Source organism: Pseudomonas sp. SK3(2021) (assembly GCF_016772375.1).
In the GTDB taxonomy this organism is placed as follows: domain Bacteria; phylum Pseudomonadota; class Gammaproteobacteria; order Pseudomonadales; family Pseudomonadaceae; genus Aquipseudomonas; species Aquipseudomonas chlororaphis_I.
Window position 1 is genome coordinate 4681261 of sequence record NZ_CP061943.1, and the last position, 15282, is coordinate 4696542.

The 15282-nt window shown below is 66.6% G+C and carries 3 protein-coding genes; all 3 read right to left on the reverse strand.

Annotation, left to right across the window (positions count from 1 at the left end; translation table 11 throughout):
- Window positions 1-64: 64 nt before the first annotated feature.
- On the reverse strand, window positions 65-439 hold the full coding sequence (locus IF690_RS20385) for a DUF6124 family protein (protein ID WP_202697140.1): 375 nt from the start codon (window positions 437-439) through the stop codon (window positions 65-67).
- 620 nt (window positions 440-1059) lie between these two features.
- Window positions 1060-1878 carry an alpha/beta fold hydrolase gene (locus IF690_RS20390; RefSeq protein ID WP_202697141.1) on the reverse strand — a complete coding sequence of 273 codons (819 nt, stop codon included), beginning with the start codon at window positions 1876-1878 and terminating at the stop codon, window positions 1060-1062.
- Between the two features lie 175 nt (window positions 1879-2053).
- Window positions 2054-15082 (reverse strand): non-ribosomal peptide synthetase, encoded by a 13029-nt coding sequence (locus IF690_RS20395; RefSeq protein WP_202697142.1) that lies wholly within the window; start codon window positions 15080-15082, stop codon window positions 2054-2056.
- Window positions 15083-15282 lie beyond the last annotated feature (200 nt).

Below are 15282 nucleotides of genomic sequence, written 5' to 3' on the forward strand. Positions count from 1 at the left end.
ACAAAGGCTGCATCGACCCCTGTAGCGAGCTTGCTCGCGATAGGGCCCTCAAAAACAACGCAAATCAACGATCCTGACGCCCATCCAGCAACGCATCCACCACCGCCCTGGCCATTTCCACGGAATGGACCATCGACCAGATCAACCCACGCTCCAGGCCACTGCCGCGTTCGGTGATTTCATCGCTGACTTCTTCAGCGCATTTGAGCAACAGAGAAACATGCACCAGGGCCTCCTCGGCGCTGATGCCTTCGCGTACGTGGAACAAGGAATCCGGGGTGACGCGTACCGACGAAGTGGTGGCCAAGGACGTGAATGGCACCGTTTCGACAGGCTGCTCGGCCAAGGACTGGCGCAGGGCCTGGTTGGCGAGTTTCAGTTCGGGGTAGCGGTAAGTGCTGGGGGAATCAATGGGTGGATCGGGGACTAGCTTTTTCATGGTTCAACTCCTGAGAAATAAAGGAGCCGACACCGTTCGCTTGCACACGAATAAGGTGGCAGCCGTACGCGGGTGTGCAAGACCGGCTCTCAGGACACCCGGCAGGTCCGAAGACCTCCCGCGCACGGCCGCCATAAAACAGCGGACATGAAAACGCTCAAGCATGACTGAGCGTTTATGAACCTGAAAGCATCGGACTTGCACATCCGAGTCATCGATTTGGCGATGACCCAGGCAGCCTAGCCCCGCATACAGGCGCACTCAAGCGCGTGGGAGTTTCTCGGAAAAGCCTTACAAAAGAAAGCGAAACAGCCCCTGTAGCCGCTGCCGAGCTCCGCGAGGCTGCGATCGACTGCGCAGCAGGCGCCAAACCTGCCAACACGGTGTGTCAGGCGAAACACTGGCGTCTGGTTTGCGGCCGCTTCGTCGGAATGCCGCCCAGCCCGTTCGCAGCCTGCGGCAGCGGCTACAGAGTCCGTGGGGTGATGCCGGTCGTGGGTATTCTGGAAAATCGCATCGCGAGCAATCGAGCGTCGACCGGCTGCTCCTACAAAAGCTGCATCGCCCCCCGTAGGAGCGAGCTTGCTCGCGATGACGTCAGCCCAAGCGCCGCCGTGGCATCAGCAGGCTTGCCGCTCGGCCAAAAACTTCAGCAGCGCCTCGGTGACAAATTCCGGGTTCTCCAGGTTGGAGATATGCCCCGCCTCGGGCACCAGTTGATAAGGGCAGCCGATCAGCTCGGCCATTTCCCGGGTCTCAGAGGGCGGGCGCGGTTTGTCCTGGTCGCCGCACAGCAACAAGGTGCTGGCGGGGTCCAGTTGGTTCAGGCTGGCCAGCACATCCGCCCGGCTGAAGGTGATGCGGCCCATGGGCACCACGCTTTCGCGCAGGCGTTCGCTGGGCAGTGCCGCGAGCACGGCGCGGAAGTCCTGGTACAGCGCCGACTGCGGGTCGATGCCCGGACGGAAGAAAATCGGCACCACGATGTCCAGCAGCGGTGGCGGGATGGTCCCCACCTCTTCGATCTGCTTGAACAACGAGAAATAATACTGGCGGGTCGGCTCCGGCTCGGCCCCAAGGTAGGTGTCCATCAGCACCAGGCCATTGATGCGCTGCGGCGCCGCCAGGGCCAGGCGCGCGCCCCACATGCCGCCCACGGACAAGCCGACCAGGGTGATGCGCTCGATCTCAAGAAGGTCCAGCAGCGCCAGCACCTGCCGGGCGATATCGTCCAGTGAAGCGGTGCCTTGCGGCAGCGCGCCGGATTGGCCGTGGCCCCACAGGTCCAGGGCGATCACCCGGTACTGTTTGGACAGCGCCTCGATCTGCGGCGCCCACATGTTCAGGTCCCACAGGTAACTGCCGGCCAGCAGCACCGCGGGGCCGCTGCCCTGGTCCAGGTAGTGAAGGGTTTGTCCATCAATAGTCGCGAAAGGCATCAACTGTCTCCTGTCAGGTGGGCTGCGAAAAATGCCCCGGTAGACTGTGCCGTTGAAAGGTTGCCGTCAATCGGACTAGTCTCAAGTGCCGTACAAGCCTGACGACCCATTACGAACAGGCCCGCGCCTACAGAGTAGACGCGGGACTGTTTGCCAAAGGGTTAAAGAGGCGGCGTTAAAGCCCCTCCAGCTCCGCCATCAGATCGCTCAGGCGATCGACCTTCTCCTCGTTGATTTCACTGCCCGCCAGGCTGTCGATGTAGTGCGCCAGTTCCTCCACCGTGCTGCACTCGAACATCGCCCGCAGCGGCACGTTGCGTTGCAGGGTTTTCTGCACCCGCGAGGCGATCTGCGTGGCCAGCAGCGAATGCCCGCCCAGTTCGAAGAAGTTGTCCCGGACCCCGACCCGCTCGACCTTGAGCACCTCGGCCCAGATAGCGGCCAGGGTCTGCTCCAGCGCGCTGCGCGGCGCCAGGTAGTCCTGGCTGTGCAGCTGGCCGATCTCCAGGGCCGGCAGGGCCTTGCGGTCGAGCTTGCCGTTGGCGTTGAGCGGCAGGCGCTCCAGCCACAGCCAGTGCAGCGGCACCATGTATTCCGGCAGCTCGGCGCGCAGGCGTTGCTTGATGCGCTCCAGGCGTTCCGTCGGGTTCAGCGCCGAGTCGCTGGCCACCAGGCTCTTTACCAAATACCCCACCAGATACTTGCCATTGACCCCTTCCTGCACGCCGACCGCCGCGTCGCGGACTTCCGGTTGTTCGTGCAGGCGGGCTTCGATTTCCCCCAGCTCGATGCGGTAGCCACGGATCTTCACCTGGTGGTCGATGCGCCCGACGTACTCCAGCACGCCATCGACGCGACGCCGGGCCAGGTCGCCGGTGCGGTACAGGCGTTCGCCCGGGGCACCGAACGGATGAGGCACGAACACCTGGGCGGTGCGCAGCGGATCGCTGACGTAACCACGGCCGACCCCGGTACCGGCGACGCACAGCTCGCCCACCGCGCCCAGCGGCACCAGGTCCAGCGCGCTATCCATCAGGTACAGGCGGTTGTTGTCGGTGGGCATACCGATCGGCAGGTAGCTGCCACGGGTCGAGGCCAGGTCGATGCGGTAGAAGGCCACGTCATCCGAGCATTCGGCCGGACCGTAGGCGTTGACCAGGCCGATCTGCGGGTAACGCAGCAACCATTGCTGCGCCAGCTCCGGCGGCATCGCTTCGCCAGTCGGCAGCATCCAGCGCAGGCCGTCGAGGTTGATCGACTCCTGGGCGAGCATGCCCTGGATCAGCGACGGCACGCTTTCCAGCACGCTGATGCCCTGCGCCTGCACGTGGGCCAGCAAAGCTTGCGGATCATGGGCGATGGCGTTCGGCACGATGTCCACCCGCGCACCGAACAGCGGCGCGGCGAGGAACTGCCAGACCGAAATGTCGAAGCTCTGCGACGCGGTCTGGGCGATCACATCGGCTTCGCTCAATTGCAGGTACGGCACCTTGCTCAACTGGTTATTGAGCATGCCGCGCTGCTCGACCATCACGCCCTTGGGCAGGCCGGTGGAGCCCGAGGTGTAGATCACATAGGCCAGGTTGTCCGGGCCGCTGTAAATGCCTGGGTTGTCCAACGAATGATCGGCCGCTTGCACCTCTTCCCAGACCAACAAACGGGGTCGGTTGGCGCAGGCGAATTCGTCGAGCAAGGCGTGCGCCTGTGCCTGGCAGGCCGCGGTGCAGACCAGCAACGGCGTGCGGCTCAGCTCGATGATCCGCCCCAGGCGCTGGCCCGGCAGGCCTGGGTCCAGCGGCAGGTAGCCGGCGCCGGCCTTGAAACTGCCGATGATCATGCCCAGCAGGTCCAGGCTGCGCTCGGCCAGCAAGGCCACCGGCTGGTCCAGGCCGACGCCGTTGGCGATCAGGGCGTGGCCCAGGCGGTTGCTGCGCTGGTTCAGTTCGGCGTAGCTGTATCGCAGGTCCTGGCAACTGGCGGCGATGCGTTGCGGGTGCGTCGCCACCTGGGCCTCGAACAGCTCGACGTAGCTGCGCTCCAGCGGGTACTCATGTTCGCTCTGGTTGCAGCCGGCGAGCAGGAAGTCCTGCTCTTCTGCGCCCAGCAGCGGCAGCTCGGCCATGTCGCCATGGAAGCCCTGCACCAACGCCAGCAGCAGGCGCTTGAACTCGCCGAGCATGCGCTCGATGGTCGAGCGCTCGAAATAACGCTGGTCGTAGGACAAGTGCAGCCCCAGGTCATCCCCCGGGTAGCACACCGCGGTCAGCGGGAAGTTGGTGTGGGTGCGGCCGGAATCCGAGGTGGCGTTCAGGCTTTGCGCGCGGTCCAGCACCGAGACTTCCACCGGCGCGTTCTCGAACACGAACAGGCTGTCGAACAGCGGCTGGCCCTTGGGCAGCTCGCTGTTTTCCTGGATCGCCACCAGCGGCAGGTACTCGTATTCGCGCAGTTCCATGTTGCGTTCCAGCAGGCTGCCGAGCCACTGGCGCACGCTCAGGCGCTGGCCGTCTTCCGGCAGTTGCACCCGCAGCGCGATGCTGTTGATGAACAGGCCGACGGTGCGCTGCATCTCCGGCATTTCCACCGGGCGCCCGGCCACGGTGACGCCGAACAGCACGTCACGCTCTCCGCTCAGGCGCCGCAGGACCAGGGCCCAGGCCGCCTGGGCAAAGGTGTTGACGGTCAGTTGATGCTGCTGCGCCAACTCGCGCAGTTGCGCACCGTCGCGGGCCTCGAGACGGGTGTAGCAGTCACCGACAATCATGCCGCCGCTGTCGCCGGCGTGTTCGCGCAGGAACGGCCGGTCGCTCGGAATCGGCGTGGTGCGCTCGAAGCCTTGCAGGTTGGTTTTCCACCACTGGCGCGCCTCGGCCAGGCTCTGGCGTTGCAGCCAGCCGATGTAGTCGCGGTAGCGCGGCGGCACGCCGAGCCGGGCTTCGCGACCTTCGCCCAGGGCGGTGTAGATCTCGAAGAAGTCGTTCATCAACAGCGAACGGCACCAGGCATCGATCAGGATGTGGTGGTTGCTCATCATGAACCAGTAGCGCGCGGCGCCCACGCGAATCAGTCGCAGGTGGAACGGTGCCTGTTCGAGCAGATCGAAACCGGCCTCGCGCTCGCTTTTCAGCAGCGCCTGCAGCTTCGGTTCCTGCTCGGCTTCGGCGACGGCACTCCAGTCCAGGAACTCGATCGGCGTACTGCCCGGCTTGTGGATCACCTGCAGCATGTCTTCGCCGACGTTCCAGCAGAAGGACGCGCGCAGGGCTTCGTGACGGGCCACCACCGCCTGCCAGGCCTGGGCGAAACGCGCCGGGTCCAGCTCGCTGTTGATGCGGTAGCGGTCCTGCATGTAGTACAGGCCGGTGCCCGGTTCCAGCAGGGTATGCAGCAGCATGCCCTCTTGCATCGGGGTCAGCGGGTAGACGTCCTCGATGGCGCTGGCCGCTACCGGCAGCGCGTCCAGTTGCGCCTGGGTCAGGCGCGCCAGGGGGAAGTCCGACGGCGTCAGGCCACCGGCATCGTCCTCCAGGCAATGGGCGATCAGGCTGTGCAGTTCGCCGAGGTAGGCCTGGGCCAGCGCGTCGATGGTCTGCGGGTCGAAACGCTCGCCGCTGAAGGTCCAGCGCAACACCAGCTCACCGGCGTAGACCTGGCTGTCGACGCTCAGCTCGTTGGGCAGTGGCGCCTGTGGTGAATGGGCGGCGCCCAGCGGTTCGTCCAGCGGACGGAACAGCGCATCGCTGGCAAAGCTCTGGTCGAACTGCCCCAGGTAGTTGAAGGTGACCGGCGCCTGCGGCAAGGCCGCCATGCCCTGCTGGATCGCCGCGTCAGCCAGGTAGCGCAGCACGCCATACCCCAGGCCTTTGTGCGGTACGGCGCGCAGCTGTTCCTTGATCGCCTTGATCGAGGCGCCCTGCCCGGCCGCCGCTTCGATGGCCTGCGGGGTCAGGCGCAGCGGGTAAGCGCTGGTGAACCAGCCGACCGTACGGGTCAGGTCGATCTCGTCGAACAGGGTTTCGCGGCCGTGGCCTTCGAGCTGGATCAGCGCCGAGGCCTCGCCGGTCCAGCGGCACAGCACGCGGACCAGGGCGGTCAGTAGCAGGTCGTTGACCTGGGTGCGGTAGGCGCTCGGCGCCTGTTGCAGCAGTTGCCGGGTGCGCTCGGCATCCAGTGTCACGCTGACGGTCCGCGCATGCTTGTGCTGCCGCCCGCCCTGGGGGTGCTGCACCGGCAGCGTCGTCGCCGGGCCAGCCAGTTGGTCCTGCCACCAGCTCAACTCTTCGCGCAGCGACTCGCTGCCGGCATAGGCCTGCAGGCGGGACGCCCAATCGCGCAAGGCGCTGGTTTTCGCCGGCAGGCGCGGCGTCTGCTGAGCTTCAAGCTGGCGGTAGAGGTTTTGCAGATCCTCCAGCAGCACCCGCCAGGACACGCCATCGACCACCAGGTGGTGGATGGCGATGAACAGGCGTTGCTGCTCCTGCGGACCGTCCACCAGCAGCGCGCGCAACAGCGGTCCGTTGCTCAGGTCGAGGCTGCGCTGGGCCTCGGCGAACAGCGCAGCACATTGGTCCATAGACGCCACATGCATCTGCACCAGCAGCGGCGCTTCGGACAACGCTTGATGCATCGCCTGCCATTGGCCGGCGACCTGGGTAAAGCGCAGGCGCAGGGCGTCATGCTGGGCCAGCAGCGCTTGCAGCGCCTGTTCCAGCAACTGCCCATCAAGCAGTTGAGTCGGCGCCAGCAGCAGCGCCTGGTTCCAGTGCTGACGCTCGGGGATCTCGCTGTCGAAGAACCAGTGCTGGATCGGCGTCAGGCCCGACTCGCCGCTGAGCAAGCCTTGCTCGGCAACGATCCGCTCGCTGCGGCCGGCCACCGCGGCCAGGGTCTGCACGGTCTGATGCTGGAACAGGTCGCGCGGGCTGAAATGAATGCCCAGCTGGCGGGCGCGGCTGACCACCTGGATCGACAGGATCGAGTCGCCGCCCAGTTCGAAGAAGTTGTCGTGCAGGCCGACCTGCCGCAGGTTCAACACGTCGCCCCAGACCTGGGCCAGGGTCTGCTCCAGCTCGTTGCTCGGCGCCACGTACTGCTGGCGGTTGAGTTCCAGGTCCGGCGCCGGCAAGGCACGGCGGTCGAGCTTGCCGTTGGCGGTCAGCGGCATGCTCGCCAACAGGACCAAATGGGTGGGCACCATGTAATCCGGCAGATGGATTTTCAGCTGGGCCTTGATCGCCTCGCGCAAGGCAGCTTGCTGCTCGTCACTCTGCTCGGCGACATCGGTCACCAGATAGCCCGCCAGCTGTTTGCCGCCCGGCATGTCCAGGGCCAGCACCACCGCTTCACGCACCGACTCATGTTCCAGCAGGCGGTTTTCGATTTCCCCCAGCTCGATACGGAAGCCACGAATCTTCACCTGATGGTCGACCCGGCCGATGTATTCCACCTGGCCATCGGCGCACTGGCGCACCAGGTCGCCGGTGCGATACAGGCGCCCGCCATTGCTGCTGAACGGGTCGGCGACGAAACGCTCGGCGCTCATGCCCGGACGCTGGTGGTAACCCTGGGCCAGGCCAGCCCCGCCGACATACAGCTCGCCGATGGCGCCTTGGGGCAGCAGGGCCAGATCGGCGTCGAGGATGTAGGCCACGCGCTCCCCCACCAGCGTACCGATCGGCACGCTGCCGGCGCCCTCTTCCAGTTGCTCCGGCGCCAGGCTGGCCAGGGGCATGACCACGGTTTCGGTGGGGCCGTAGGCGTTGAAGAACAGGCTCGGCTTGAACGCCGCGCGGATGCGGCTCAGGTGCTCGCCGGTCAGCGCTTCGCCGCCGGTGATGCACATGCGCACCGGCAGGGTTTCGCCCTGGGTCGCCAGCCACTGCGCCAGCTGGCTGCCGTAGCTCGGGGTGAAGCCGAGGATGTTGATGCGGTGCTGGCGGATCAGTTGGCAGATCTCTTCGGTGCCCCACTGCCCTTGCGCCCGCAGCACCACCTGGGCACCGCTGAGCAGCGGCACCAGCAGGCGCTCGGTGGCGGCGTCGAAGTTGATGGAATAGAAGTGCAGCTCGCAGTCGTCCGGGCGCATGCCGAAGCGTTCGATCACTGCGCGGCAGTGCATGGCGATCTCGCCGTGGGACACCACCACGCCTTTGGGCTTGCCGGTGGAACCCGAGGTGTAGATCAGGTACGCCTGGTGCTGCGGCAGGCTGATAAAGGGCAGCTCGCTGGCTGGGTAGTTGGCCAGTTGCGCGCCGTCCTCTTCCAGGCACCAGCGCGCCACGCTCGGCGGCAGCTGGCCCAGGGCCTGGAACATCGCCGCGTCGCTGAGCAGCAGGCCGATGCCACTGTCTTCGATCATGTAGTGCAGGCGGTCCAGCGGGTATTCCGGGTCCAGCGGCACGTAGGCGCCGCCGGCCTTGAGGATCGCCAGCAGGCCGACGACCATTTCCAGCGAGCGCTCCAGGGCCAGGCCGACCCGCACCTGCGGGCCGACGCCACGCTCACGGAGCATCCAGGCCAGGCGGTTGGCGCGGCTGTCGAGCTCGGCGTAACTCAGGGTCTGCCCGGCGAACGTCAGGGCCGGCGCGTCCGGGCGCAGCAGCGCCTGTTCGCTGAACAGCTGGTGGATGCACTGGTCCAGGCGGTGTTCGCCGGGCTCGACGCCCAGGCTGTCCAGCAGCTGCTGTTGCTCGGCGCGGCCGAGCAGCGGCAATTCGCTCAGGCGTTGCTCGGGGCTCTCGATCAAGGCCTCCAGCAGGTTGCGCCAGTGCGCCGCCATGCGTGCGATGCGCGGTTCGTCGAACAGGTCGGTGCTGTAGGTCAGGCAGCAACCCAGGCGATGGTCGAGGTCAGTGACTTCCAGGTTGAGGTCGAACTTGGTGGCCCGCGCATCATTGGCCAGGTATTCCACGGTCATGCCGGCCAGGGTCCGGCTCTGCTGGAACTCCCAGCGCTGGACGTTGCACATCACCTGGAACAGCGGGTTGTAGGCAGCGCTGCGCGGCGGTTGCAGGGCTTCCACCAGGTGGTCGAACGGCAGGTCCTGATGGGACTGGCCTTCGATCACGGTATGCCGCACCTGCTCGAACAGCTCGCCGACGCTCATCTGCCCGTCGAGCTGGCAACGCAACACCTGGGTGTTGAGGAAGGCACCGATCAGCCCTTCGCTTTCCGGGCGGATGCGGTTGGCTACCGGCGCGCCGATGCGCAGGTCGGTCTGGCCACTGTAGCGATAGAGCAACACCGCCAGGGTCGCGGTCATGGTCATGAACAGGGTCAGGCCATGTTCCGCGTTGAAACGGCGCACCCGCGCGGCCAGCTCATCGCCGAGGTCGAAGCGGTACAGCTCGCCCTGATGGCTTTGCACCGGCGGCCGTGGGCGGTCGCTTGGCAGTTCCAGCAGCGGGTGTTCGTTGCCCAGTTGCGCGGTCCAGTAATCCAGCTGGCGCTGACGCTCGCCGGACTCCAGCCACTGGCGCTGCCAGACGCTGTAGTCCAGGTACTGCACCGGCAGCGGTTCCAGCGGCGAGTCGCGGTCGTCGATAAAGGCTTCGTACAACGCGCTCAGCTCCCGGGCGAAGATGTCCATCGCCCAGCCTTCGGTGACGATGTGGTGCAGGGTCAGCACGAAATAGTGCTCCTGCTCCGCCGCCTTGACCAGGCAGGCGCGCAGCAGCGGACCGGTTTCCAGGTCGAACGGCTGGTGCGCTTCGCTGTCGGCCAGCTGTTGCAGGCGCTGCTCACGGGCCGCTGCATCCAGGCTGGAGAAGTCCTTCCAGGCCATGCGCACGCCGGTTTCCCCGTGCACCCGTTGCTGGGCCACACCGTCGACGCTAGGAAACGTGGTGCGCAGGGTTTCATGACGCAGGACCAGCGCTTGCAGCGCCGCCTCGAAACGCCCGACATCCAGCACACCCTTGAAGCGCGCCATGCCGCCGACGTTGTAGGCCGGGCTGTCCGGTTCCATCTGCCAGAGGAACCACATGCGCTGCTGGGAATAAGACAACGGCACAGGCGCGCTGCGGTCGACCTTGGCGATCGGCGGCTGCCGGTTGCGCGTGCCGGATGCCTGGATCAGCCGCACCTGCTCGGCGAAGTCGCCCAGTTCGCTGGCTTCGAACAAGGCCCGCAGCGGCAACTCGACGTCGCAGGCCTGGCGGGTCCGGGAAATGATCTGCGTGGCCAGCAGCGAGTGGCCGCCCAGGGCAAAGAAATCATCGCGCAAGCCAATGCGCTGCTGCCCCAGCACCTCGCGCCAGATCGCCGCGATCTGCCGTTGCAGGTCGGTGACCGGCTCGACGTGTTCACGCACTTGCCATTGCGGTTCCGGCAAGGCACGGCGGTCGAGCTTGCCGCTCGGGCTCAGGGGCATGGCCGAAAGCAGTAGCAGTTGCGCCGGTACCATGTACTCCGGCAACTCGCTGGCCAGGGCGGTTTTCAGGCGCGTGGTCTGCGCGTCTTCATCTTCTACATCCGCGGTGGCGGTGTAATAACCGATCAGCTGCGCACCGGCCGCGGTCTCGCGCACCAGCACCGCAGCCTGGGCCACGCCCTCCTGGGCCAGCAGGCGCGCTTCGATTTCCTGGGGCTCGACACGGAAGCCGCGCAGCTTGACCTGCTGATCGAGACGCCCGAGGTATTCCAGCGCGCCATCGGCCGCCCAGCGCACACGGTCGCCAGTGCGGTACAGGCGCGCGCCCTCGGTGCCCAGCGGGTCGACGACAAAACGTTCGGCGCTCAGCCCCGGCCGCCCGAGGTAACCCCGGGCCAGGCCGATCCCGGCAATGCACAGCTCGCCCGGCACGCCGGCCGGCACCGGGTTGAGGTCGGCGTCCAGCACCCGGCAGATCACATTGCCCAGCGGCCGGCCGATGGGCGAACGCTCGCCATCGCTGCTGCGGCACTGCCAGTGGGTGACGTTGATCGCGGTTTCGGTCGGGCCATAACGGTTGTGCAGCTGGACGTTAGGCAGTTGCTCCAGCACCCGGTCGCGCAATTCGGCCGGCAAGGCTTCGCCACCGGAGAACAGCCGGCGCAGGCTGCCGCACTCGGCGCTCAGCGGCTCATCGACGAACAGCTGCAACAGCGGCGGCACGAAGTGCAGCGTGGTCACGCCGTAGTGCTGCACCCACTGGGCGATGCGATGCGGGTCGCGGTGTTCGCCCGGCGCGGCCAGCAGCAGGCGGCAGCCGGTGATCAGCGGCCAGAAGCACTCCCACACCGACACGTCGAAGCTGATCGGCGCCTTTTGCATCAGCACATCGCTGACGTCCAGGCGGTAGGTATTCTGCATCCACTGCAAGCGTTCGCTCAGGGCCGCGTGGGTGTTGCCCACGCCCTTGGGCTGGCCGGTGGAACCGGAGGTGTAGATCACATAGGCCAGGTTGTCGCCGTGCAGGTGCAGGCCCGGCGCATGGCTCGGCCAGCTGTCGAGCTTGAGGCTGTCCATGGCGATGGCGCTGACGCCTGTGGCCTGGGGCAGGCGTTCGAGCAACCGGGTCTGGGTCAGCAGCAGCTCGACGCCACTGTCGGCCAGCATGTAGGCCAGGCGTTCGGCCGGGTAGTCCGGGTCCAGCGGCACATAGGCGCCGCCGGCCTTGACGATCGCCAGCAGGCCGATCAACAGCTGCGGCGAACGCTCGGCGGCGATGGCCACGCAGACATCCGGGCCGACCCCTTTGTCGCGCAGGTAATGGGCCAGGCGGTTGGCCTGGGCATGCAGCTCGGCGAAGCTCAGCTCGCCGCCCTGCCACACCAGCGCGGTGCGTTCCGGAGTCTGTTGCAGTTGTGCGTCGAGCAGCTCGGGCAGCCATTGGCTGGCCGCCGCGCAAGGGGCTTCGCTCCACTGTTGCTGCTGTGCCTGTTCGCAGGGGTTGAGCAATGGCAGGTCGGCGATGGCGGTCTGCGGACGCTCGCAGGCTGCGCGCAGCAGGCTGACGAAATGCTCGGCCAGGCGCTCGACGGTCGCGGCCTCGAACAGCTCGGCGGCGTAGTCGAAGGACAGGCTCAGGCGGCCGTTACGGTCTTCTTCACTGTGCAGTTGCAGGTCGAACTTGGCCTCGCGGCTGTGCCACGGCAGCTCTTCGGCCAGCAGCCCGGGCAGCCGGCGCAGGGCACCGAGGTCACGCTGCTGGTGGTTGAACATGACCTGGAACAGCCCCTGTTCGCGGGCCTGGGGGAAGGCTTCGAGCAGTTGCTCGAACGGCAGGTCCTGATGGGCCTGGGCTTGCAGCGCGGCCTGGCGGGTCTGCGCCAGCAGCGCGCTAAATGGCAGGCGGCCATCCACCTCGGCGCGCAGCACCAGGGTGTTGATGAAGAAGCCGATCAGGCCCTGGGTTTCCAGGCGCGGACGGTTGGCGTTGGGCACGCCGATGCGAATGTCGCGCTGGCCGCTGTAGCGATGCAGCAGGCTCTGGAAGGCCGTGAGCAACAGCATGAACGGCGTCGATTCATGGGCCTGGGCGGTCTGGCGAATGGCTTCGCTCAGGCTCGCCCCCAGGCGCAGGCTGTGACGCGCGGCGCTGTGTTGCCGCTGCGCCGAACGCGGGTGATCGGTGGCCAGGCCCAGGCTCGGGTGCTCGTCGCCCAACTGTTGTTTCCAGTAGGCCAGTTGCCGCTCGCCTTCACCCTGGGCCAGCCATTGGCGCTGCCAGCTGCCGTAGTCGGCGTATTGCAGCGGCAACGGCGCCAGGCTCGCCGCCTGGCCTTGTACGGCGGCAGCATACAGGCGCGAGAACTCGTCGATCAGCACATTCAGCGACCAGCCGTCGGCGATGATGTGGTGCAGGGTCACCAGCAACTGGTGTTCCTCGTCGTCGAGGCGCACCAGGGTCACCCAGAGCAACGGGCCTTGTTCCAGGTCGAACTGGGTACGGGCCTCCTGCTCACGGATCTGCTGCGCCCGCGCCTCGCGCTCGGCCAGCGGCAGGTCGCCGAGGTCGATCACTTGCAGGTTGAATTCGCCGGCGGCTTCGACCTGTTGCAGCGCCTGGCCGTCGCGTTCGAAAAAGCGCGTGCGCAGGGATTCGTGGCGTTCGATCAGTTGCTGGAAGCTGGCGCGCAGGGCATCTTCGTCCAGCTCGCCGCGCAGGCGCAGGCCGCCGGGAATGTTGTAGGCGCTGCTCTGCGGGTCGAGCTGCCAGGTGATCCACAGGCGGTTCTGCGCCAGGGACTGGGGCAGCGCCTCGGCACGCGACAAGGCACTGATCGCGCCCTGGGCCAGGCCGCCGTCCTGTTGCCGCTGCGCGACCTGCGCGGCGAAGGCGCCAAGGGTCGGCGCCTCGAACAGCAGGCGCAGGTTCAGCTCCAGGCCGAGCTCTTCACGCAGCCGCGCGACGACCTGGGTCGCGACGATGGAGTTGCCGCCCAGCAGGAAGAAGTGGTCGTCGCTCGCCACTTGCTCGACGTGCAGCTGCTCGCGCCAGATACGGCCGATCAGTTCTTGCAGTTCGCTGGTCGCTTCGCCGCTGGCCTCGCTGGTCGCGGCCTGGCGATCGGGGAAGACGGCATAGCTGTCGAGGCTGCCATCGGCCAGGCGGTTGCGGCAGGCCGAACGTTGCAGCTTGCCGCTGGAGGTCTTGGGCAAGGCGCCGGGGTTGAGCAGGACCACCACGCTCGGCGCTTGCTGATAGGCCTCGGCCACGGCCTGGCGAATCAGCTTGATCAGCGCATCCGGCGTGAGGATCTTCTGCACGCTACGGCTGATTTCCGCGGCGATGCCGATGCCTTCCTCGCCCTGCCCGGTGACGGCGAACGCCGCGACCCGGCCCTTGCGCACCACCTCGACCTCACGCTCGATGGCCTGCTCGATGTCCTGTGGATAAAGGTTGTGCCCACGCACGATCAGCATGTCTTTCAAGCGGCCGGTAATGAACAGCTCGCCACCGCGCATGAACCCCAAATCGCCGGTGCGCAGCCAGGTCTGGCCGGCGTGCCGAACGAAGGTCTTGGCCGAGGCCTCGGGGTTGCGCCAGTAACCATGGGCAATGCTCGGGCCGGCGGCCCAGACCTCGCCGACCTGGTTGTCTTCCAGCTCGGCCAGGGTGTTCGGCTCGACGATCAATACCCCGTGCTCGGGCTGGCTGGTGCCGCAGCTCATCATGGCGTTGCCGGTGCCCGGCTCGGCGCGGTTCTGCGCCAGGGCCTGCTCGTCCAGGCGCAGGGCCGGGATGCCCTGGCCACGGGTGCCGCCGGCGACAAACAGGGTGGCTTCGGCCAGGCCATAAGAAGCAAAGAAGTTGTTCGGGGTGAAACCGCAGGCGGCGAACTTCTCGGCGAAGCGCTCCAGGGTGTCCAGGCGGATCGGCTCGGACCCGGAATAGGCCACGCGCCAGCGACTGAGGTCCAGGCGCTCCAGGGCCGACTCACTGACCCGCTCGCTGCACAGGCGGTAGGCGAAGTCCGGGCCGCCGCTGATGGTGCCGCCGTATTCGCTGATCGCCTCCAGCCAGCGCAACGGCCGGCCGAGGAAGTAGGCCGGCGACATCAATACACAGGGCACGCCGCTGAAGATCGGTTGCAACAGGCCGCCAATCAGGCCCATGTCGTGGTACAGCGGCAGCCAGCTGACGATCACGTCGTCGGGGTTGAGGTCGATGCCGAAGCCGCGGCGGATCAGCAACTCGTTGGCCACCAGGTTGCCGTGGCTGACTTGCACGCCCTTGGGCAAGGCGGTGGAACCCGAGGTGTATTGCAGGAAGGCAATGTCTTCGCCGCGCAGTTCAGTGGCCGTCCAGCCTTCGGCCAGGTTCGCCGCCAGGGTATCCACGCAGAGCAGCTGCGGCGCGTCGGCGCCTTGCAGCTCGTCCATCTGCGCCAGGCCATCGCGCAGCCCGCTGCTGGTCAGCAGCAGCCGCGGCTCGGCGTCGGCGATGATCGAGATCAGCCGCTCCTGGTGATGGCGTCGGCTCGACTCCGGCGGATAGGCCGGCACCGCGATGACCCCGGCATACAGGCAGGCGAAAAACGCCGCGACATAATCGGGGCCGCTGGGGAACAGCAGCACCGCGCGATCGCCCAGAGCGGCATTGGCCTGCAGCGCCGCGGCGATGGTCCGGGCACGCAGATCCAGGTCGCGATAACTGAGGACCACGCTCTGATCCTGCTCTTCGGCAAGAAAGCGCAAGGCCACTTGATCGGGGGTCTGAGCCGCCCGGCGTTGAAGGGCTTGAGCCAGAGTGCTGGGGAGTTCGAACGCGTCCATCATGGGGTTTCCTGCGCGGATTGTGCTTGCACGTAGAGCCGCGGGCCGAGGCCGCGACCGTTACATAAACCTTTGAAAATAAAGGCCCCTGCCCTCGGGGCAGGGCATCTGGAGACTGCTGTGGCGGGATGTTCCACCCGCAACCTTTCTCCAATGAGAACGGATGACGTCCTGAAATAATTAGCCCCCGTTCCCCTCGAACG